General features: G+C 50.6%; 22 protein-coding genes and 1 riboswitch. Of the genes, 12 read left to right on the forward strand and 10 right to left on the reverse strand.

The window, feature by feature from the left end; all coding sequences use genetic code 11:
- Window positions 1-269: 269 nt before the first annotated feature.
- The 10 genes from LQ901_RS07045 to LQ901_RS07090 all read left to right on the forward strand — a co-directional run bounded on the left by LQ901_RS07045 (window position 270) and on the right by LQ901_RS07090 (window position 9,592).
- Window positions 270-1,148, forward strand: coding sequence for a DMT family transporter (locus LQ901_RS07045; protein ID WP_010861736.1), 879 nt, complete (start codon window positions 270-272; stop codon window positions 1,146-1,148).
- A 265-nt stretch (window positions 1,149-1,413) separates the two neighbouring features.
- Window positions 1,414-2,046, forward strand: a complete 633-nt coding sequence (gene csgD / locus LQ901_RS07050) for a biofilm master transcriptional regulator CsgD (RefSeq protein WP_178090362.1) — start codon at window positions 1,414-1,416, stop codon at window positions 2,044-2,046.
- Between the two features lie 75 nt (window positions 2,047-2,121).
- On the forward strand, window positions 2,122-2,529 hold the full coding sequence (gene csgE, locus LQ901_RS07055) for a curli production assembly/transport protein CsgE (protein WP_010861738.1): 408 nt from the start codon (window positions 2,122-2,124) through the stop codon (window positions 2,527-2,529).
- A gap of 10 nt (window positions 2,530-2,539) precedes the next feature.
- On the forward strand, window positions 2,540-2,941 hold the full coding sequence (locus LQ901_RS07060) for a curli assembly protein CsgF (RefSeq protein ID WP_039045300.1): 402 nt from the start codon (window positions 2,540-2,542) through the stop codon (window positions 2,939-2,941).
- Window positions 2,942-2,958: 17 nt separating this feature from the next.
- Window positions 2,959-3,792, forward strand: coding sequence for a CsgG/HfaB family protein (locus tag LQ901_RS07065; RefSeq protein WP_039045301.1), 834 nt, complete (start codon window positions 2,959-2,961; stop codon window positions 3,790-3,792).
- 266 nt (window positions 3,793-4,058) lie between these two features.
- The gene (gene csgB / locus LQ901_RS07070) at window positions 4,059-4,550 is read left to right on the forward strand and encodes a hypothetical protein (RefSeq protein WP_052241988.1); all 492 of its coding nucleotides are present in this window, start codon (window positions 4,059-4,061) and stop codon (window positions 4,548-4,550) included.
- A gap of 48 nt (window positions 4,551-4,598) precedes the next feature.
- Window positions 4,599-5,525, forward strand: coding sequence for a hypothetical protein (locus LQ901_RS07075; RefSeq protein WP_233672108.1), 927 nt, complete (start codon window positions 4,599-4,601; stop codon window positions 5,523-5,525).
- A 254-nt stretch (window positions 5,526-5,779) separates the two neighbouring features.
- On the forward strand, window positions 5,780-6,121 hold the full coding sequence (csgC, locus tag LQ901_RS07080; protein ID WP_152135872.1) for a curli assembly chaperone CsgC: 342 nt from the start codon (window positions 5,780-5,782) through the stop codon (window positions 6,119-6,121).
- A gap of 311 nt (window positions 6,122-6,432) precedes the next feature.
- The gene (locus LQ901_RS07085) at window positions 6,433-8,136 is read left to right on the forward strand and encodes an NAD-dependent malic enzyme (protein WP_010861744.1); all 1,704 of its coding nucleotides are present in this window, start codon (window positions 6,433-6,435) and stop codon (window positions 8,134-8,136) included.
- 487 nt (window positions 8,137-8,623) lie between these two features.
- A complete protein-coding gene (locus tag LQ901_RS07090; protein WP_370635622.1) occupies window positions 8,624-9,592 on the forward strand; it encodes a vancomycin high temperature exclusion protein in 969 nt (322 codons plus the stop codon).
- A gap of 258 nt (window positions 9,593-9,850) precedes the next feature.
- Here LQ901_RS07090 and yeiB read toward each other — a convergent pair whose 3' ends face one another.
- Both yeiB and folE read right to left on the reverse strand, forming a co-directional pair.
- Window positions 9,851-11,020, reverse strand: a complete 1,170-nt coding sequence (yeiB, locus tag LQ901_RS07095; protein WP_010861746.1) for a DUF418 domain-containing protein YeiB — start codon at window positions 11,018-11,020, stop codon at window positions 9,851-9,853.
- Window positions 11,021-11,562: 542 nt separating this feature from the next.
- A complete protein-coding gene (gene folE, locus LQ901_RS07100) occupies window positions 11,563-12,219 on the reverse strand; it encodes a GTP cyclohydrolase I FolE (RefSeq protein WP_010861747.1) in 657 nt (218 codons plus the stop codon).
- Between the two features lie 433 nt (window positions 12,220-12,652).
- Between folE and moeA the strand changes: the two genes are divergently transcribed.
- Both moeA and moeB read left to right on the forward strand, forming a co-directional pair.
- Window positions 12,653-13,906: a molybdopterin molybdotransferase MoeA gene (moeA, locus tag LQ901_RS07105; RefSeq protein ID WP_233672109.1), complete on the forward strand. Its 1,254-nt coding sequence runs from the start codon at window positions 12,653-12,655 to the stop codon at window positions 13,904-13,906.
- Between the two features lie 5 nt (window positions 13,907-13,911).
- Entirely contained in the window at window positions 13,912-14,712 is an 801-nt protein-coding gene (moeB, locus tag LQ901_RS07110; protein ID WP_233672110.1) for a molybdopterin-synthase adenylyltransferase MoeB, read from the forward strand.
- 183 nt (window positions 14,713-14,895) lie between these two features.
- Here moeB and modC read toward each other — a convergent pair whose 3' ends face one another.
- The 8 genes from modC to moaA all read right to left on the reverse strand — a co-directional run bounded on the left by modC (window position 14,896) and on the right by moaA (window position 20,358).
- Window positions 14,896-15,963: a molybdenum ABC transporter ATP-binding protein gene (modC, locus tag LQ901_RS07115; protein WP_064977608.1), complete on the reverse strand. Its 1,068-nt coding sequence runs from the start codon at window positions 15,961-15,963 to the stop codon at window positions 14,896-14,898.
- The gene (modB, locus tag LQ901_RS07120; RefSeq protein WP_010861751.1) at window positions 15,963-16,643 is read right to left on the reverse strand and encodes a molybdate ABC transporter permease subunit; all 681 of its coding nucleotides are present in this window, start codon (window positions 16,641-16,643) and stop codon (window positions 15,963-15,965) included. The genes modC and modB overlap by 1 nt, the downstream gene beginning before the upstream one ends.
- Before the next feature lie 23 nt (window positions 16,644-16,666).
- A complete protein-coding gene (gene modA, locus LQ901_RS07125; RefSeq protein WP_082935495.1) occupies window positions 16,667-17,446 on the reverse strand; it encodes a molybdate ABC transporter substrate-binding protein in 780 nt (259 codons plus the stop codon).
- Window positions 17,431-17,898 carry a molybdopterin synthase catalytic subunit MoaE gene (gene moaE / locus LQ901_RS07130; RefSeq protein ID WP_064977607.1) on the reverse strand — a complete coding sequence of 156 codons (468 nt, stop codon included), beginning with the start codon at window positions 17,896-17,898 and terminating at the stop codon, window positions 17,431-17,433. Before moaE ends, modA begins: the two co-directional genes overlap by 16 nt.
- Before the next feature lie 4 nt (window positions 17,899-17,902).
- On the reverse strand, window positions 17,903-18,148 hold the full coding sequence (gene moaD / locus LQ901_RS07135; RefSeq protein WP_010861754.1) for a molybdopterin synthase sulfur carrier subunit: 246 nt from the start codon (window positions 18,146-18,148) through the stop codon (window positions 17,903-17,905).
- Window positions 18,145-18,627, reverse strand: coding sequence for a cyclic pyranopterin monophosphate synthase MoaC (moaC, locus tag LQ901_RS07140; protein WP_047707926.1), 483 nt, complete (start codon window positions 18,625-18,627; stop codon window positions 18,145-18,147). The genes moaD and moaC overlap by 4 nt, the downstream gene beginning before the upstream one ends.
- 28 nt (window positions 18,628-18,655) lie before the next feature.
- Window positions 18,656-19,168: a molybdenum cofactor biosynthesis protein B gene (gene moaB, locus LQ901_RS07145; RefSeq protein WP_010861756.1), complete on the reverse strand. Its 513-nt coding sequence runs from the start codon at window positions 19,166-19,168 to the stop codon at window positions 18,656-18,658.
- A gap of 209 nt (window positions 19,169-19,377) precedes the next feature.
- On the reverse strand, window positions 19,378-20,358 hold the full coding sequence (moaA, locus tag LQ901_RS07150) for a GTP 3',8-cyclase MoaA (protein WP_115150309.1): 981 nt from the start codon (window positions 20,356-20,358) through the stop codon (window positions 19,378-19,380).
- Window positions 20,350-20,514: riboswitch (molybdenum cofactor riboswitch) on the reverse strand. Its footprint overlaps the gene before it by 9 nt.
- Window positions 20,515-20,626 lie beyond the last annotated feature (112 nt).

The following is a 20,626-nucleotide window of genomic DNA, read 5'->3' on the forward strand; positions in this document are numbered from 1 at the left end:
CTTTTCTTCTTTCGTCTTTTTTCTTCAGTACATCCCCTTGGAACTTAATCGGTATCGTATTTTTCGTTATTCGACACACGGCTATGCAAGATGGTGGATTTAATCCCTGTCACATTTTTGTGTGCCGTCTGCTGATTTAGCGAACAAACAGTCTAGAGTCGAAAGTCACGGCGGTCTTTTTGCTAGGTTCTGCGCATGAAATCGGTAAACTATCCAGCGTCTGTAAGATGACCTGTTAACCACCCGATTAATTACCGTAGTAGCTTGCCATGACTTTGCGTACACACCGGCCGCTGATAGGCGCCAGTTGGATGATTCTGGCCGGAATGGCCTTTGCAGCCATTAATACCCTGACTCAGTATGTCAGCATTAATATGCACATCCCGTCCACTTCTGTTGCCCTCTACCAATATCTGGTTGCACTGGTGGTGATGCTGCCGTGGCTGTTGAAAGTAGGATTGCGCCGCTCGCTGAGTACTGAGCATTTGGGGCAACATATCTTCCGAATTTTCCTTTCGGTGATCGGAATTCAATGCTGGTTATGGGCGCTCGCCTATCCAATCCCGATTTGGCAAGGTATTGCGCTAATCATGACCTCGCCGCTGTTCGCAACGCTCGGCTCAGGGCTATTTTTAGGCGAAAAAGTGGGCGCCGCGCGCTGGATTGCCACCCTCAGTGGCTTTGTCGGTGCCATGATCATTTTGGAGCCATGGTCAGATAATTTTCAGCTGATCACCTTACTCCCTCTGGCAGCGGCGTTTTTCTGGGCCAGCTATTCGCTGATGGTGAAAAAGCTGTCACACCATGACTCGCCAACCACCATGGTGGTTTACCTGCTGATCTTGATAACGCCGTTTAACCTTCTGTTGGCGCTGCCGGAGTTCACCGTCCCACAGGGTACGGGCGCGGTAATGCTGGGCTTGGTTGGTTTACTCACCGCCTTTGCGCAGATGGCGATTGCCAAAGCGTACGCCAGCGCGGATGCCTCATTCGTGCAACCGTTCGACAACTTCAAGCTGCCCATTAACGTGGCCGCAGGTTGGCTGGTATTCGGCTGGGCGCCACCGGGTCGCTTGTGGCTTGGCGCGGCCATTATTGTTGCTGCCACCGCCTTTATTACCCACTGGGAACAACGCGCCTCACGCTAAAGATTCAACCCGCTGTTCTGATTCCTACCGCCTTTGATTAGATAGTCTGGCTTAATCGCAGACTATCTTTTCTGCATATAAAACCCATCATTAGAATATTTGGTTATCGAATAATTAATATTCTGTCACTCAGTTTCATCTAACTGTTTGTTCTTTAACAAACAGAACAGTGAGACACGTTTATCGCCGACCGGAAAGGATGAGGTTAATCCACTATATTGCGTATTAAGAGATTGATAACGAATAACCGGTTATGGGGTTCACGATGGAAAAGCATGCACATTTGCTGCTCATTACCAAGCCTTCCCTGCAGGTCAGCGCACTCAGCAGAACATTGCGCGAGAAAACCTCTCTGCCGGTCAGCATTCATAATCTGGCCAATCCACTGGACAGTATGCCAGCGGAATTGACTCTGATGCTGTTTGATTTATCCGAAATGGATAATAAAGAAATAAAACTTTGGCAATACAAGCTGTTCCAGCATCGTAACAACATTAAGACGTTGCTGTTCAATATGCCAGATGATGTGACACAAGAAGATATTCTGTCTTGGCCGGCGATCAGCGGCATTTTTCGCACCGAAGATAACGAAGACACGCTGGTTAAAGGGATTAAATCGGTGCTCAACGGTGAGTTTTGGCTGCCCCGTAGCCTAACCAGTTTATTGATTGAACATTTACGCGTTCACCAGCGTAACAGCGCTAATTACCCACAGCTAACGTTACGGGAAAAAGAGATTTTAGAGCAATTACGCTCTGGCGCGTCGAACATGGAAATCGCCAGCATGCTGTTTGTTAGCGAACATACCATAAAGTCACATCTTTATAATTTATTCAGAAAAATCAACGTACGTAATCGGACACAAGCCATTTACTGGGCTGAAGAGAATCTCAAGTAATAATAAAGTTTAGCGATAAGACCCTGCCGGAATGAATCTGGCGGACAATAATAAATAACATGCAGAGCCATGACGATGAATTTTATTTACGGAAAAACGCTCGCTACGGCAGGACTGTTGTTCCTGCTGTCTGCATTTCCTGCCCCGCAGGCCTCTGCCGTTGAAGTTGAAATTCCTGGCCTTATAACCAACCGAACCATTACCCCTATCGGTCACGATTTTTATCGTCTATTCAGTGACAAATGGCAAGCCAGCCAAAAGATCAACTTATCCATTCAAGAAAAACCGAGTGCTCGTTGGGGAAGTATAATTACCATAAAGAATGAGCAAAATATTTTATTCAGGACGGTGTTATTTCCAAGCCGGAGAAATCTGGAACAGGTTGTCGATCAGGCGATTACTGTCACCTCAGACAATATGGCCAAGATATTGATCGATAAGGCACTTCTCAAAACCAGCGAACTTGCCGCTGATGAGTTTTAATGGAGACAGTATGAAACACAAAGCCCTCCTTGCTGCCCCCGTGCTACTGTTCAGTGCTCTTGCACACAGCAGCCCGCTAATCTACCAGCCGGTCAATCCGAACTTCGGCGGCAACCCGCTTAACGGCTCATATCTGATGTCGAACGCACAAGCGCAAAACAGCTATAAAGACCCGGCTCTCGATGATGCTCTTGCCGGTACATCACCATTAGATAACCTGACTGAATTACTGCAATCCAACCTGATCAGTGATTTGCTCAGCAACCCTACGCCCGGACAATCTATTTCCACCAATGATTATTCCGTCAAAGTGCAAGGCGGCGCTAGTTCAGGCCAACTCTTTGTGGTGATCACGGATAAGAAAACCGGGCAAACATCCACCATTGAAGTCAATGGACGGCTCTCTAACTGATAAGAAAGGTAAGCACTATGCGAGCAATGATTCTGATCATTGCCGTTTTACTTGGGGGTTGTTCAATTACAGAAGTACCTAAGGAAGCGGCCAAACCGACATTACTGCCACGTGCCAGCACCTACAAAGACTTGGTGGCACTACCCAAACCGAACGGAAAAATTATCGTTTCAGTTTATAGCGTACAGGATGAAACCGGTCAGTTTAAACCTCTGCCGGCCAGTAACTTCTCAACCGCTGTACCGCAAAGCGGCAACGCTATGCTGACATCAGCGTTAAAAGACTCCGGCTGGTTCGTGCCACTGGAGCGGGAAGGTTTACAGAACCTGCTGAACGAGCGAAAAATTATCCGTGCCGCCCAGGAAAACGGTACTGTGGCAGCCAATAACCAAAACCCGCTACCTTCGTTACTCTCAGCCAATGTGCTGATTGAAGGAGCCATTATCGGTTACGACTCGGATATCAAAACCGGGGGTGCCGGAGCCCGTTACTTCGGGATAGGTGCCGACGGCAAGTATCGAGTCGATCAGGTCGCCGTCAACTTACGCGCCGTTGACGTCCGAACTGGGGAAGTCTTGCTGTCCGTCAATACCAGCAAGACTATCCTCTCTAGCGAGTTCTCCGCGGGCGTATTTCGATTTATCGAATACCAGCGTCTGCTGGAGCTAGAGGCCGGCTTTACCACAAACGAGCCAGTCATGATGTGTATGATGTCGGCACTTGAAGCTGGTGTTGCCCATCTGATTGTGGAAGGTATTAGGCAAAATCTGTGGTCTTTACAAAATCCGTCTGACATAAATAACGCTATAATTCAACGTTATATGAAAGAGGATGTACCTCTGGCTATTTAACTCTTGCCGGGGTATTAAACCCTTATCAATAAAAAAGAGAGCAGCATTGCTCTCTTTTTTTTTAATCTTTCACTTATCACACCATTAAAATCCATTCAAAAATCATCATGCCCAACAATAAGTTAGCCAACACCCCATCAAAAGAATTAATACTTTCATCCATCACACTCAGAAAAAATAAGAAATTAGTTTTATTTTGGTAATCAAATATCAAACCAATACTTACTCCTGTCTTGAGGACATTACCAACGACATGAGTAAATATAATGCAGCGAAAAACAGGTTATCTGGCTATATCTATTTTGCTGGCATTAAGTTCTCAAGCTTATGCAGCAGAAGATATGGCTCCAGATGAAATAACGCTAAACCAAGCACATGTAAAACAAATTGGTAACTGGAATAATACCGAAATAGCACAGGACGGTGCACTTAACAAAGCCACTGTAAAACAACGCGGCAATGTTAACGATTATTATCTGACTCAGCATGGCACCAACAATACCGCCTTTGCTGAACAAATCGGAAATAATAATTCGGCTTCTGTTGCGCAGTATGGTTCAGGTAACGAAGCATACGTTAGCCAATATGGTTCATCTAACGATGCAGCCATTAACCAATACGGATATAACAATTACGCATCGATTACTCAATATGGTTCGGGTAATCAAGCCAATATCAATCAATATGGCACGGGCCTTAGCGCTGCAGTCGTGCAACACGGTGTAGGGTTACCAATTACAGTCAATCAAAGTAATTGAGTTACTCGATTAAATTAATCAGGCAAAGCAACACTGAGGATATATCCCATGAAAATGTTGAATCTGTCTATCATCACTGCCGCTATTATCGGTGCCGTATCTGTTAACGCCGCCAACCAAACCACCACCATTTACCAAACCGGTAATGGTAACAGTGCTGATGCTCTGCAAAGCAGTTCAAACAGCGTACTGATTGATGTAACCCAAAAAGGAACCAAAAACAGCTCAACCTCAACTCAAATTGGAGCATCAAAAAGTGATACCGTGATTTATCAAAGTGGCTCTTTTAACTCCGCCACCACCGATCAAACCGGTACCAAAAACGATATCAATATCGAGCAACGTGGCAAACGTAACGATGCTCAAGTAGACCAAAGCGGCTACAAAAATAATACTGATATCGATCAACGCGGTCGTAAAAATGACGCTACCGTTGCTCAAAGTGGTAAATTCAATGAAATCGACGTCAAACAATCAGGTCGTAAAAACGATGCCGATGTTAAACAGCGTGGTTTCTTGAATGACGTCTACGTCAAACAAAACGGCAATGGCAACGAAGCTGATGTAAATCAACGTGGCCGTTACAACGACACCACCGTTAAACAATCTGGCAATAGCAACTTTGCTGACGTTTCACAACGTGGCTGGAAAAACGATGTTGATGTGGTGCAAAAAGGCCATCTCAACGATGCCGACGTGAAACAACGTGGCGTGCATAACGATATCGATGTTGCCCAAACCGGTAACGGCAACGATGCCAAAGTAAGACAAAGTGGTGCTCATAACGATATCGATGTCGATCAAATTGGTCGCCGCAACGATGCCGACATCAAACAATCTGGTGCATGGAACGAGTCTGATACTTACCAAAACGGTCATCACAACGACGTAACCGTGACTCAGAGCGCTTACAACGACTTGGCCAGTGTCACTCAGTATGGTGGTCACAACTCTGCGACCGTAAACCAAAACTGATACACGCTGACTCTGCCGCGAGTAATCGCCGCTCAGTGAGATACGAACAAAACGGGGCCCTGCTCCGTTTTGTTGTTTTCAGGTGAGGATGTCCGCCGCTGTGAGCAACCTGCGAATTTTTGACCTATCTTTTATCCAATAACGTAGAGAGCTGATGGCCGCTAGCTCATGCTCACTGAAAACCCTAGACACTGATTTTTCACCTTTTCCATCGCATCTTTTCCACCACATCATATTGATGACAGGGAGATACTATGCTTGCCTTATTACTCGCCGGCGCCGTGCAAAGTCAAATCTGGTTTACCCGCCAACAGCACGACCAAACGACAGATATCATTACCCACGCACGCAGCGCACAAACCTGTGAATGCAGCTACAGCGTGAGCGTCAACAAAACCGGCCCATCGGGCACCAGCAGAACCACGCAGCAGCAGGACGTAACGTTAACCGCCGGACAAGATCAGGCGCTATCCACCCTGCGCTTTACCCTTTCGCCACAAGATAAGGTACATATCTCGGTTAAGCTTTATCAGGGCGATACTCTACTTTCCGAGGCACAAACACAGATCCCTGACACGGCCAGTAAGCAACATTAAGCCAAAAATCGGCTTACGATTGACCTTGAGGCAAGGCATTCTAGTTACGTAGTGGCTATGTATTGGTTATGCATGGGTTGTAGGTTGGTTACGTATAATTTTGAATCAGGGTCACAGTGAGCCGGTCATAATCCTGAATCGGCTCACATTATTTATATGATTTATCGGCAATTTTCAGCGTGTTCAGTCTCAATCGGTCAGTTGCTGAAACCAATAACTTGCGCGTCCGCACATTTATGGTCTTCGGCAATTTACTTTCTGTTACATCGCCCTAGGATCGGCTGTGCCTTTCCTACAAACACACAATGAATATGACTACTGAAATCAATCAGGACAGCAAGCGTCCTTTGTACATCCCTTATGCCGGTCCAGCACTGTTGGAAACGCCTCTGCTCAACAAGGGCAGCGCTTTCACGGAAGATGAGCGTCAGTTTTTCAACTTGGAAGGTTTGCTGCCGGAAGCTATCGAAACGATCGAAGAACAAGCCAATCGCGCCTACGAACAATTCACCAGTTTCCATAGCGACATCAACCGCCACATCTTCCTGCGTAATATTCAGGACACCAACGAAACCCTGTTCTACCGTCTGGTCAATGATCACCTCGAAGAGATGATGCCGGTTATCTACACCCCGACTGTAGGTCAGGCGTGTGAGCAATTCTCTAATATCTATCGCCGTAACCGTGGTCTGTTCATCTCCTACCCGAACCGCGATCGTATTGATGACATGCTGCAAAACGCCACCAAGCAGAACGTAAAAGTGATCGTAGTGACAGACGGTGAGCGTATTTTGGGTCTCGGCGACCAAGGTATCGGTGGTATGGGGATCCCAATCGGTAAGCTGTCTCTGTACACCTCTTGTGGTGGCATCAGCCCAGCGTACACCCTGCCGGTAGTGCTGGATGTGGGTACCAATAACCCACAGCGTTTGAACGACCCAATGTACATGGGCTGGCGTCACCCGCGCATCACCGGTGAAGAGTACGATGCGTTTGTAGACGAATTCATCCAAGCCGTGAAGCGCCGCTGGCCAAACGTCCTGCTGCAGTTCGAAGACTTCGCGCAGAAAAACGCCATGCCACTGCTGAACCGCTATCGCGATGAGCTGTGCTGCTTTAACGATGATATCCAAGGTACTGCCGCGGTAACATTAGGCTGCCTGATTGCCGCCAGCCGCGCTGCCGGTAGCCAGCTGCGTGATCAACGTGTTGCCTTCTTGGGTGCAGGCTCTGCCGGTTGCGGTATTGCCGAGCAAATCGTTGCCCAGATGAAAGCGGAAGGTCTGAGTGATGAAGAAGCGCGTGCACAGGTGTTCATGGTTGACCGTTTTGGTCTGCTGACGGATCAGATGCCAAACCTGCTGGATTTCCAAAGCAAGCTGGTACAAAAGCACGACAAACTGCAAAACTGGGATCTGTCTTCTGACATGATCTCCTTGATGGACGTTGTGCGTAACGGCAAGCCAACCATCCTGATCGGGGTATCTGGCCAGCCGGGTCTGTTTACCGAAGAGATCATCCGTGAGATGCACGCGCACTGCCCGCGTCCAATCGTGATGCCGCTGTCAAACCCAACATCACGCGTGGAAGCGCGTCCTGAAGATGTGATCCGTTGGACCGATGGTGCCGCGCTGGTTGCCAGTGGTAGCCCATTTGCCCCAGTCCTGCACAACGGTGAAACTTACCCGATTGCCCAGTGCAACAACTCCTATATCTTCCCTGGTATCGGTTTGGGTGTCTTGGCTTCTGGCGCGCGCCGCGTGACCGATGCCATGCTGATGACAGCAAGCCGTGCTCTGGCTGACTGCTCACCACTGGCCAGCCAAGGTGAAGGTTCTCTGCTGCCATGTCTGTCTGAGATCCAACGCGTCAGCAAGTATATCGCGCTGCAAGTGGCGAAGACCGCGCAGTTTGAAGGGGTTGCCGTACAGACCTCTGACGAGGCGCTGGAGCAAAACATCGAGCAAAACTTCTGGCAAGCGGTTTACCGTCAGTATAAACGTACCTCATTCTGATTCGTGGTATAGTAAGACGATATAAGGGAGCATTAGCTCCCTTTTTTATTATTTTTTAACGAAATAAGTTTATGGTAGGCATTGTCGTTTTCCGGTGACTGGTTTAATTTCGGGGTTTTACTCGCAGACAAACCATGCATATCGCCGCATACTGCCTACATCAGCATATCTGCTGCCATTGTCCAATCAGGTTTGCGATGGTTGCTGATAACAAGGCTCTCATGGCCACTGACCTTCGGGGCCAGTTTTAAGAGCCCAGAATTAATAATTGTCATGTACAACACAGTGGTAACAGGGTTTATATGCCCAAACAACTTGAAGTTGCAGGTAGGCGGCAAGTGAGTGAATCCCCATGAGCATAGGCAAACTATGTGATTGGGGTGAACGAACGTAGCCAACACCGCTGCGGCTTCAAGTAGGAAGGGTATAACGGCGACACTTCGCACTCTGATTGCACACAGGAACACGCAAAGGTTGAACAATAGTCATGTGGCGTAAAAGCTTAAGATATGTCGTATTTCTCACGCTCTGTGCCGCGTTTGCTCTTGTGTTGCTCGATCGGGGGATCAGCTGGTGGTTCGCTGATTCTATCTATGAAAACCCGCAAGATTTACCGGAAACACCGATCGGTTTAGTGCTCGGCACCTCCAAATACGTCAGTACCGGTGTACTGAATAACTTCTACACTCACCGCATTGAAGGCGCTGCCGCGCTGTACCACCTTGGTAAAGTCAAACGCCTGCTGGTCAGTGGCGATAATGCGCTAATCAGCTACAACGAGCCGCGCAATATGCGTCGCGATCTGATTAAAGCCGGCGTACCGCCACAAGCAATCGTGCTGGATTTCGCCGGTTTCCGTACTCTTGACTCCGTAGTGCGAGCCAAGAAAGTTTTCGATGCTGAAAAGTTCATCATCATCACCCAGCGCTTTCATTGTGAGCGTGCCCTGCTGATTGCCCACCACTACGATATCAATGCGGTGTGCTATGCGGTACCAATGCCGGATGACTACATTAAAACGCGCGTGCGGGAAGTATTTGCGCGTCTGGCGGCGGTGTCGGATCTCTATCTGCTTCGCAGCCAACCGCGCTTCCTGGGCCCGAAAGAGCCGATCCCTGAAGGGGATGTGGTCATTCCGCCACCGAAAGAAACTGCACCAGTGACAGAAACTGCTCCCACTACAGAAACAACACCACCCGCGGCACTACCGTCGGATAACAGCCACAACGTCGGCAACAATATCGATCACAGTGCTGACAGCAAGCCAAGCACCGAGCCCGTGCCGGTTGCCGAGCCTGCGCAGTCACAGTCGCAAGCTGTGGCACCTAGTCCCTCATCAAGTGTAAAACCTGTTACGCCAACACCTAAGCTGGGAAAAGAGGCACAGACTAAACCAGAAGTAGAAGCCCAATCAGAAACACACAAAGACAATACAACAGAGAAAGAAAAGCACTAATAACAACCGTATCGAATACACATCCTGCGCGATACAAGTTGATTACTCTGATTGATAATTCTGACAGATAAAAAAGCGCCCCTTCATCCTATATCTTTCGAGATATCAGAGAGAAGAGGCGCTTTTTTTGACTGGCGATAGCCGACTTACTCAAGCGAAACGGACTAATGTCAGAACTGTCTTATCACCGAGCTGACTTATATGACAGAACAGCGGCTAGCCGCGTGATTACAACAGCACTGTGCACCGACCGTGGCCTTACCATGATTCATGCTGACGGTGATGATGGGTACTCCAATACACCAATTTGCGCCACACCCACTCCAGTGGCCCTTGGCGGAAATGACGAAGCCACAGCACTGAAAACGCAATATTCACCAGCCAAATCACCGGAACCAGCATCAACAGGTGCACGCGGTTCAATTGATTGAACCAGCCAAAACCGTAGAAAATCATGTAGCACAGCAGCGTTTGCAGAATGTAGTTACTGAGCGCCATGCGCCCGACTGACACCATCGCACGCGCAAAGCGCGTATGTTGAATGGAAGGGAAAATCGCATACCACAGTGCCAAATAGCCCATCGCCTGAATCGGCGCAGCAATTTCACGTGGGATTTGACCGAAATACGCGCTCCAATGGAAGCTCCACCCACCGCTGATATTCAGCCATACCCCCGGTAATTGGATCAAAATGCCGAGCGGGATCAAAATCAGCGCTTTGCGTCGATACTGATGAGGCAGACGACTGCCCTGCAGCCACCCGCTGCGCACCAAGCCAGCACCGGCGACCATCATGCCCGCGAGCTGCCAACCGTATTGCAAAATCACCACCAGCAGCATGGAAATCATCTGATGGAAACGATACTTCATGGCCACCACGCCACCAGCCAGTTTGGTACTGATCTCAGTGTCGAGTGTTTGCCAATCCGGTTGCCAGAAAGACGATGGCGCGGCATTAATACTCAACCAACCCAGTATCAGCAGAAGTAGCAAACCTAGGCAGTACAGCACCAAACCAAAACGCAGCATACTGCGTGGACTTTGTGCATCGCGGATCATCCGCCAGCACATCAAACCAACCAGACCGTACGGGAGTAAAATATCGCCATCCCACAAAAATATCGCATGCAGTGCGCCAAAAATCAGCAGCCAAGACAGCCGCGATTTCATCTCTTCATTGCCTTTGCCACGGCGCAATTGCAGCTGTAAGCCAGCACCAAATAACAATGCGAAAATGGTCAGGAATTTCTGCTCCGCAAGGACATTCTGCAGGCCCCAGGCCCAAATATCAGAAACCGAAGGCAGGCCGGCAAATGCGGGGTTCAAGTAAGCGGCCTGAGGTAAGCCAAAGCTGATCACATTGAGGATCAATATTCCCAGTACCGCCACGCCACGGGCACCATCCAGCACAGCCAAACGTTCTTGCATGCAACCTCTCATAGTTATTGTTGTCTTTTTTTCTAGAAAGCCCGAACGGCTTTAACAGCTATCCCCAATTTATCCTTACGCTGTCTACACATCGCACAAATATGCGGTATATCAGTGAATTGCCATCTCGCAAGCCCGAATGTTCATGCTGTCATCACGCACAATAGCGTTGGACACACAGAGCGGGATTACGTTCCCGTCATCTTGGTCACCATGAGAATGGGGGGATAGCCAACGAAAATGACTGACATTCTGTATGATCTATCATACAGAAAAAGAAGACCGAACTGCAGCTAGACTGCCCGCTCAGTAAACCGTTTTTAACGGTGAGTACAGATCAAAAAAGGCGCAAATGTGCGCCTTTTTACGTACTTAGCTTACTTGCTATTTGACTTACTATCTTAACTTATTTAGCCAGTTTACCTGGTTAACGTCAGTGATAGAGCCGTATTTAGCTTACGTATTTGAGCAACTCAGGCCATTATACACGTAAATGGCCTGAAATTGCAGCTAATCATATTTTGCGCTTACTGCAACGGGGATTAGCGACGCGCTGAACTCAAAAATTCCTGACGACGGCTAGCTTCAGTTTTGAATACGCCACCTAGCCCCATCGTCAGCGTTGAGCTGCTGGAATCGCGGATCCCACGCGCTTTCACGCAGTAATGCACGGCATCTAAAGAAACCGCCACATCATCCGTTTCGAGCAACGTTTGCAGCGCAACCAAAATTTGCTGCGTCAAACGCTCTTGCACCTGCGGACGCTGGGCAAAAAACAGCACAATGCGGTTGAGCTTAGATAGACCAATCACCTTATCTTTCGGGATATAAGCCACGTGCGCCACACCATCGATAGTCACGAAATGGTGTTCACAGGTGCTGGTCAGGTGGATATCACGCACCGTGACCATTTCATCCACGTGCATTTTGTTTTCAATGGTGGTGATCTTCGGAAAGTTGGCGTAATCCAAACCGGAGAAGATCTCGTCCATGTACATTTTGGCGATGCGACGCGGAGTCTCACACAGGCTGTCATCACCGAGATCTAATTCCAACAGACGCATAACTTCCGTCATATGATGCTGGATTTGCGCTTTACGGGTATTTTTATCCAGACCACTCTGCTGCATCGGTGTTTCCAAACCATGCATTTCCAGAGCCGCCCGAACCTTAATAGCCTCTTCAGTTAGCGATGACATAACGGTTCTCCACATTAACGGCTGCTTTCGTTCGTTTTAGGATGATATTTACGCAGCCAGAGTTTTTTTACCTATCCGTTTATAAAACGCTTCAGATAAGCATCTTTCTGAAGCATAAACATTACTGAGAAAAAATCTACCTTGCATTTAGTCAGGGTATTGCGGCAAATCCACCGATCATCTCTCAGCAGGTAAGACAGCTGTTCTTATTCGCATATGATAACAAATATCATCTGTGAGCCCTACTCTGTTGTAGAGCATTAATACATTCTTACGAAATACACATTATCAAGCGTAGTCGGTGACGGTAACCGCTGCTAGCACACAGCTTTTTTACTGTGCGCTCCCGCAAGCAGCCTGCTGTGCTTTATAATAACGCATCATTTTTTCCCGGCAGGCATCAGACCGGCCGGATACGACGCTGGAGTATCACATGGATTGCTGTTCTACCCCCGGTTTGCGTACCTTATCTCAGGCCCTGACACTGATGCTGGAGCGCGTTTCCTGCGTTTGCACACCCGAGCAGGTATCTTTGGAGCAAGCGCTGGATCGGATCACCGCACGTCCCGTCACCTCTCCGCTCAGCGTTCCGCCGTTTGATAACTCGGCGATGGATGGCTATGCCGTACGCACTGCTGAACTGGCACAACAGGCTGAGTTCCCCGTAGCGGGCAAAGCGTTTGCTGGTGCACCGTTTACCGATGAATGGCCTGCAGGCACGTGTGTCCGCATTATGACCGGCGCCGCCATTCCCGACGGCTGTGATGCAGTGATCATGCAAGAACAGACTGAAAGTACAGAACAAGGTATTCGCTTCACCGCGCCGGTACGACTGAACCAGAATATTCGCCGTACTGGCGAAGATATTCGTTGTGGCGATGCCGTGGTCGCACAAGGTGAAAAACTGACATTGCCACATTTACCGGTGTTGGCTTCACTGGGTATTGCACAGGTCGAGGTGTGTCGCCGTCTGAAAGTGGCGATTTTCTCGACCGGCGATGAGCTGCGTGAACCGGGCCAACCGCTGGAAAATGGCCAGATTTACGATAGCAACCGTCTGACCATCCGTTTAATGCTGGAAAAGCTCGGTTGCGAGATCCTCGATTTGGGAATTATCGCTGACGATCCGCAAGCACTGCGTAACGCATTTCACCAAGCCGATAACAATGCCGATTTAGTGATCACCTCCGGCGGCGTATCCGTTGGTGAAGCGGATTACACCAAAGAAATTTTGGATGAAACTGGGGATATCGGTTTTTGGAAGCTGGCCATTAAGCCGGGCAAACCCTTTGCCTTTGGTCGTTTGCAGCACGCTTGGTTCTGTGGTTTACCGGGCAATCCAGTATCTGCGGCCGTCACCTTCTATCAACTGGTGCAGCCGTTGATTGCCGCTTTAAGTGGCCACACGGCTTACCAAGCGCCACAGCGTTTTCAGGTTCGCTGCGACAGCAACCTGAAAAAAACGCCGGGCCGACTGGATTTCCAACGCGGAATTTTGCGCAGCCAAGTGAATCCACACACCGGCCAAACTGAGTTGAGCGTCACCAGCACCGGTCATCAAGGCTCGCATGTATTTAGCTCATTTACCGGCGGTAACTGCTTTATCGTGCTGGAGCAAGAGCGTGGCGCGGTCGCGGCCGGAGAATGGGTTACTGTCGAGCCGTTTAACGCCCTGTTGGGAGGCTGAGCTTGATGACGCATACCAATGCTAACTCAACGCCACACGCCCCTAGCATTACGCTCAGCCATGAAGAAGAGCTGCGCTACAATCGGCAAATAGTGCTGCGCGAATGTGATTTTGCTGGGCAAGAAGCACTGAAAGGCGCGTCAGTGCTGATTGTCGGTCTCGGTGGTTTGGGCTGTGCGGCAGCCCAATATCTGGCGGCGGCGGGCGTCGGTCACCTGACGCTGCTAGACTTTGATCATGTGTCTCTGTCTAACCTACAGCGACAGATTCTGCATACTGACGCGCGGATCGGCCAAGCCAAAGTCACATCTGCCGCGCAGAGCCTGCAGGGTATCAATCCGCACGTGCAGCTGACGCCCATTTGCGCACAATTAGAGGATGATGACTTATCTGCGCTAATTGCCCAGCAGCAGATTGTGTTGGACTGCACCGATAACGCGCTAACACGCAATCAACTCAATCGTCTGTGCGCGCAACATCGTGTGCCGTTGGTATCTGGCGCGGCGATTCGGATGGAAGGGCAAGTCAGCGTATTCACCTACGCACCGGGTACGCCTTGCTATCGCTGTCTGAGCCGTCTGTTTGGTGAACATGCCGGTAGCTGCATGGAAAATGGGATCTTATCGCCCGTGGTGGGACTGATTGGCAGCCTACAAGCGACCGAATGCATCAAGCTGCTCACGGGAATGGGAACGCCGTTAACCGGTCGTCTGCTGCTGGTGGATGCGCGGATGATGCAGTTTCGAGAGATGAAGCTTAATCAGAATCCGCAGTGTGATGTTTGTGGTGGCGATGCACCACTTTAATCGCTCTATCAATACAGCGATGATTAATACCGCGCAGGCCTAAACCAATTAGCGCTCTTGGGGCTATCTTCTATCCCTTATCTCCTAGAGCGCTTATATTCCCTTGAATGCCCTTATCCCCTAGAGCGTTTAGTGCGCTAATTGGATGATTTTTACTATTTCGCTAATTCACGAGCTCGCTTGCTAGACAGTGCCTCCATCCACCAAACCGGCAGCTTTAATGTAAGCCAATACGGTATCGTGCAAATGCAAGTCCAGTTGACTGAGTGCGCGATAGGAAATACGTGCCAGCAACGGTTGTCCGGCACAGCTCAGTTGCACCATCACCATGCCCTGTTGCGGCAGACCGATACAAGTCACTTGGCACTGTAAGGCATTTTGCAGGCTTGAGCCGTGCAAAGGTGCGCGCGATAAGATCACTTCCCGCGCCATCACGCGCAGCAGTAAACGCGCATCCGTTCGAATATCACCGGGGATACGTAAAGTTTGGCCGCCACAGCTGGCTAAGATTTGTCGTCCATCATGATCATAACCACTGACAGTGGTTTCGAGCAGCACAGCCGCATCAGGGTGCTGCGCCAGTGATAGCGCCGGATCGGCAAATAAGCTCACCGGTGAGCCTGTGGCTTCCACGCGGCCTTGATGCAATAGCACCACCTGACGACAAAGCGTGACGACCTCTTCCATCGTATGGCTGACATACAACATCGGCAAAGCCAGTTCACGACTTAAGGCGGCAATCTCATCCAGTAAAAGCTGACGTGCATGATGATCGAGTGCTGACAAAGGCTCATCGAGCAACAACCAGCGTGGCGTGGCCATCAACGCGCGAGCCAGCGCCACCCGCTGTTTTTGCCCGCCGGATAACGCTCGGGCGGGCATATCCAGCAACGCGCTAAACCCTAGTCGCTCGGCCAATTGCGCCGGTTCAGGGCTATTTCGTTTCGCAAAACGCGCGGCCAGTTGCAGGTTTTCCTGTACCGTTAACCAGTGAAACAAACGGCTATCTTGAAACACCATGCCTGCCGAACGCTGCTCGGGCGGTAAACTTTGCGTGCCGTTTTGCCAGCACACCTCGCCACAGTAGATCTGACCTTGCTGCGCCGGAGTTAGACCCGCCAGAATGCGCAGCAACGTACTTTTACCGGCACCGCTGTGGCCGATGATGCCGTGGATTCCCTCCTCCGGCAGTGTAAAGGCGGCCTGCAAGCTAAAATCCGGCAGCGTATGCGTGATATCAACCTGCAACATTACTGAAACCGCCTTTGCTGACGTTTTTGCAGCACGCCATACACCAAAGTCAGCAGCACCACGGAAAACAGTAAGAGCCCACCGGCCAGATAATGTGCGCTTTGGTAATCCATCGCTTCCACATGATCAAAAAGCGCAATCGACAGCACCTGCGTCTGACCGGGAATATTACCGCCAATCATCAGCACCACGCCGAACTCCCCCAAGGTATGGGCAAAGCTCAAAGTTGCAGCGATGATGAAGCTCGGTAGCACCATCGGCACCACAATATGGCGAAAACGGGCCAAACGCCCCATACCGAGAGTTGCCGCCGCTTCCAGCTCTTTATCCCCCATATTCACAAACGCGCTTTGTAAGGGTTGTACCGCAAAAGGCAACGAATAAATCACGGAAGCCAGCACCAAACCGGTGAATGAAAACGCCAGAGTATGGCCAGTCATCTCCAGCCACCAATGACCGGGCAATGAGCGAGGTGAGAAGGCCAGCAGCAGGTAAAAACCCAGCACTGTCGGCGGCAGCACCAAGGGCAAGGCGACCAATGATTCAATCAGCGGACGAATACGCGAACGACTTCGCGCCAACCACCACGCCAACGATGGCGCCAGCAGCATCAAGATCAACGTGGTGGTCGCGGCCAGCCGTAAGGTAAGACGAACCGCCAGCCAATCAGCCTCCGACATCATCGCCTCCCACGCGCGCTACCTCACTGCGCCAAATAGCCATGCGACTCAATCAGGCTACGGGCGGCATCGCTACGCAGAAAGTCGGCAAAAGCCTTGGCCGCCTTCGGCTGCGAGCTCGAGGCCAGAATCACCGCCTGCTGTTCAATGGCCGGGTACGCATCGGCGGGCAGCAACCAAACTTGCCCTTGCGGATGGGCCATTTTCACATTCGGATAAGCCACCAGCCCCATGGGCGCATTGCCGGTTTGCACAAATTGATACGTCTGGGCAATATTGGCTCCGGTGACCAGCGTCAGGCCGGCAATATTCCACGCCCCATTCTGCTCTAACCAGTATTGCGCAGCCGCACCGTAAGGCGCCGTTCGTGGATTCGCGATGGCTAATTTCCCCTGCCACAGCTTAGGATCGGTCCCCACTGGTGTACCGGTATTCCATAGCGCCAACTGGCCACGAGCATAAGTAAAGCGCGAGTTAGAGACTATCCGCCCTTCCTTTTCTAAACGCTCTGGGCGTTCACTGTCCGCCGACAAGAACAGATCAAACGGCGCACCATTCACAATTTGCTGATATAGCACACCGCTGGAGGCTGACGAGATGGCAACCTGATCGCCCGTTTGCTGCTGAAATTGCGTCGCCAACTGTTCTAATGTGGGCTTAAAGTTCGCCGCAACCGCCACTTTCAACGTGGCCGCATTCGCCGGTGACAGGCTAAATAGCGCCACCACAGCCAATGTGCTGGCCGCAACGCGCCCTTTGTGTAGTCTGTTGTAGATCACCTGTGTGCTTATTCGCTTTGCCATCTGCGTGCTGCCTCCTGATCACTGGTTTTGGCTTCCACCCAGCGCGCGCCGTCTGGCATCTGCTCTTTTTTCCAAAACGGTGCCCGCACCTTGAGATAATCCATGATGAATTCTGCTGCCGCGAATGCCGCCAAGCGGTGGCCACTGCTGACCCCGACATACACAATCTGCTCACCGCTGCCGAGCTCACCCACGCGATGAATCAGGCTGACACGACCTAACGGCCAACGTGCACGCGCTTCACTGATAATGTCGTGCAGGGCTTTATCGGTCATCGCCGGATAATGCTCCAAGTGCAGGCCGTTCACGCTGCCTTGCTGACTGTGATTGCGCACTTTGCCGGTAAAGGTCACCACCGCGCCACAGCTGTCGTCCTGATTTAGCCACGTGTATTCGGCGGCAATATCAAAATCGTCTTCACTGACCCGAATTCGGGTTTCCTGTACCTGCATCTGCTTAACCTCCAGTAACCGGTGGGAAAAAGGCCACTTCATCCCCGTCTTGCAGCGGGTGAGACAATGACGTCAGCGTCTGGTTAACAGCCACCAGCAGATTTTCTTTATCGAGCGCCAATGCCCAGCGCTCACTCCGCGCCGCCAAAGCCGCACGCAATAATTCAGCCGTGGCATAGGTTTCAGCCACCTCAATTTCACCGGTGTCGGTCAACTCGCGCACCTGCGCAAAAAATAACACCCGAATCATGATGCCTCCGCGGTGAATGTCCCGGACTTACCGCCGGTTTTAGACAGCAGACGCACATCGGTGATCTGCATGTCTTTTTGTACGGCTTTGCACATGTCATAGATGGTCAGCGCTGCCACCGAGGCGGCGGTCAACGCTTCCATCTCTACGCCGGTTTTGCCGGTCAGACGACACACACTCTCAATTCTCACCCGATTACGCTCTGGCTGGGCTTCCAGCTGTACTTCCACTTTGGATAACAGCAGTGGATGGCACAGTGGGATCAGTTCCCACGTACGTTTGGCGGCCATGATGCCGGCAATACGCGCGGTGGCAAACACATCCCCTTTCGGATGACGCCCTTCCACGATCATGGCCAACGTTTCTGCGTGCATTTCAACGCAGGCTTGCGCTCTGGCTTCACGCACGGTTTCCGCTTTACCTGAAACGTCCACCATATTGGCTTCGCCCCGTTCGTTCAGGTGAGTTAATTGAGTCATGCTCCTGTCCTTTTACGTGTAGGCGAAATTACTGCTGCAGATGCGGCATGAAGTTACATGGGCGATGACGCGCATCCAGCTGATCAGCAATGATCTTTTCCCACGCAGTACGGCAAGCGCCCGTAGAGCCCGGCATCACGAAAATGGCAGTGTGGTTCGCAAAACCGGCCAGCGCACGCGATTGGATCGTAGAGGTGCCAATTTCCTGATAAGAAATCTGACGGAACAACTCACCGAAGCCTTCCACTTCTTTATCAAACAGTGGGCGCAGTGCCTCTGGGGTAGAATCGCGGGAAGTAAAACCGGTACCGCCGGTGACCAAAATAGCCTGCACGCTTGGGTCGGCAATCCACTGTGAAACCACAGCGCGCAGCTGGTACACGTCATCTTTCACGATGCGCTTGTCTGCCAGACGGTGTCCTGCGGCCAGCGCCGCCTCAACCAGATACTGGCCAGAGGTATCGTTCTCTTCGGTGCGGGTATCTGACACAGTCAGTACAGCAATGCTGGCTGGCATAAATTCAGCGTGGGCGTGTCCCATGGGTAACTCCTTCATGATGAATGCGATGTTGTGTGATAAGGCAGCCTTGCCTGCCCGATCATGACTTTTTGCAGTACGTTTTTATTCAGTACGCTTTATTCACTGCGTTTTGTATCTACTTGGTTTTAAATCGGGTTTTATCGTGTTTTTTAAAGCTTGATTCAGCGCTAGCCTGACTGACTACCGACAGCGGCAATGACATGCACGACTTACCCGCCGATCGACGCCAAATGTGGTGTCTGACCGCTATTGCCCTCATGCAAGAAATGGCTCTGCTTTTTATGCAGTAGAGCATCTTGCACGCGTTGGCGCAGTAAAGGTAATTGGCTGTCATCCTCCAGCAAATCACGCAGCGGGATGCCATCATCACCAAACAGGCACAAATGCAGTTTTCCGGTCGCCGAAACCCGTAACCGGTTACAGCTGGCACAAAAATCCTTCTCATACGGCATGATCAGGCCAACTTCGCCCTGATAATCGGGATGCGTAAAGACTTGCGCCGGACCGGCATTGTAGCTGCGCGGTTTAAGCTGCCAGCCATTGAGTAGCAGCTTGTCGCGGATCACCGCGCCAGAAATATGATGGTCACGAAATAGCGAAGTCATCTCGCCGGTTTGCATCAGCTCGATAAAACGCAACTGCAACGGACGATGGCGGATCCACGCCAGAAACTGATCCAGCTGATGATCATTTAAGCCTTTCATCAGCACGGTGTTCACTTTCACTTGCGGATAGCCGGCATCGAAAGCGGCATCAATGCCCGCCATTACTTGGCTAAAGCGATTTTCACCGGTGATTTGATGAAATTGGCGTGGGTCGAGACTGTCTAGACTGACATTCACCGACGTAATGCCAGCCTCTTTCCACAGCGGGACATCACGGGCCATACGATAGCCATTAGTGGTCACCGCCAAGGCACGTAAACCCGGCAATTCGCTAATTGAAGAGGCGATAGAGATAAAGTCGCGACGCAATGTCGGCTCTCCACCGGTCAGACGGATCTTGTCTGTGCCCAGCGCAATAAAGGCCTGAGCAATCCGGCGAGCTTCATCGGCGCGCAGAAATGAGGTATTCGCCTGCGGCCGATAACCGTCCGGCAGGCAATAGCTGCAACGAAAGTTGCAGACATCTGTGATCGACAAACGCAGGTAATAGAACCCGCGGTCAAACGTGTCTTTGAGTTGCTGCACCTGAAAACACCTTTCCAATGTCGGGAGGCCCGGTAATTTCTCACCGAACCCGGTAGCATCATCTGTGCTACGGCCGTCATGCCCTATTCTGTGTGCCTGAATGAGTCAGCCTGCTGCAGAACGTAGGCAAAAGCGGCTTCGGAGTTTTTGGCGGCAATGTCCACTGCGTTGAGTGTGCGTTACGACATAACCACAATAAAATAACGTCTCTTCGCATTGTAAATAAAGCGTCCCCGAACTGACAATGAGAATGTGGAATATTGTTTTG

This window comes from Plesiomonas sp. PI-19 (assembly GCF_021368255.1).
In the GTDB taxonomy this organism is placed as follows: domain Bacteria; phylum Pseudomonadota; class Gammaproteobacteria; order Enterobacterales; family CAMTGL01; genus Plesiomonas; species Plesiomonas shigelloides.

Coding starts and splice junctions, on each gene's coding strand:
- LQ901_RS07045 (WP_010861736.1), top strand. CDS start 270: ATGACTTTGCGTACACACCGGCCGCTGATAGGCGCCAGTTGGATGATT.
- csgD (WP_178090362.1), top strand. CDS start 1,414: ATGGAAAAGCATGCACATTTGCTGCTCATTACCAAGCCTTCCCTGCAG.
- csgE (WP_010861738.1), top strand. CDS start 2,122: ATGAATTTTATTTACGGAAAAACGCTCGCTACGGCAGGACTGTTGTTC.
- LQ901_RS07060 (WP_039045300.1), top strand. CDS start 2,540: ATGAAACACAAAGCCCTCCTTGCTGCCCCCGTGCTACTGTTCAGTGCT.
- LQ901_RS07065 (WP_039045301.1), top strand. CDS start 2,959: ATGCGAGCAATGATTCTGATCATTGCCGTTTTACTTGGGGGTTGTTCA.
- csgB (WP_052241988.1), top strand. CDS start 4,059: ATGCAGCGAAAAACAGGTTATCTGGCTATATCTATTTTGCTGGCATTA.
- LQ901_RS07075 (WP_233672108.1), top strand. CDS start 4,599: ATGAAAATGTTGAATCTGTCTATCATCACTGCCGCTATTATCGGTGCC.
- csgC (WP_152135872.1), top strand. CDS start 5,780: ATGCTTGCCTTATTACTCGCCGGCGCCGTGCAAAGTCAAATCTGGTTT.
- LQ901_RS07085 (WP_010861744.1), top strand. CDS start 6,433: ATGACTACTGAAATCAATCAGGACAGCAAGCGTCCTTTGTACATCCCT.
- LQ901_RS07090 (WP_370635622.1), top strand. CDS start 8,624: ATGTGGCGTAAAAGCTTAAGATATGTCGTATTTCTCACGCTCTGTGCC.
- yeiB (WP_010861746.1), bottom strand. CDS start 11,020: ATGCAAGAACGTTTGGCTGTGCTGGATGGTGCCCGTGGCGTGGCGGTA.
- folE (WP_010861747.1), bottom strand. CDS start 12,219: ATGTCATCGCTAACTGAAGAGGCTATTAAGGTTCGGGCGGCTCTGGAA.
- moeA (WP_233672109.1), top strand. CDS start 12,653: ATGGATTGCTGTTCTACCCCCGGTTTGCGTACCTTATCTCAGGCCCTG.
- moeB (WP_233672110.1), top strand. CDS start 13,912: ATGACGCATACCAATGCTAACTCAACGCCACACGCCCCTAGCATTACG.
- modC (WP_064977608.1), bottom strand. CDS start 15,963: ATGTTGCAGGTTGATATCACGCATACGCTGCCGGATTTTAGCTTGCAG.
- modB (WP_010861751.1), bottom strand. CDS start 16,643: ATGTCGGAGGCTGATTGGCTGGCGGTTCGTCTTACCTTACGGCTGGCC.
- modA (WP_082935495.1), bottom strand. CDS start 17,446: ATGGCAAAGCGAATAAGCACACAGGTGATCTACAACAGACTACACAAA.
- moaE (WP_064977607.1), bottom strand. CDS start 17,898: ATGCAGGTACAGGAAACCCGAATTCGGGTCAGTGAAGACGATTTTGAT.
- moaD (WP_010861754.1), bottom strand. CDS start 18,148: ATGATTCGGGTGTTATTTTTTGCGCAGGTGCGCGAGTTGACCGACACC.
- moaC (WP_047707926.1), bottom strand. CDS start 18,627: ATGACTCAATTAACTCACCTGAACGAACGGGGCGAAGCCAATATGGTG.
- moaB (WP_010861756.1), bottom strand. CDS start 19,168: ATGGGACACGCCCACGCTGAATTTATGCCAGCCAGCATTGCTGTACTG.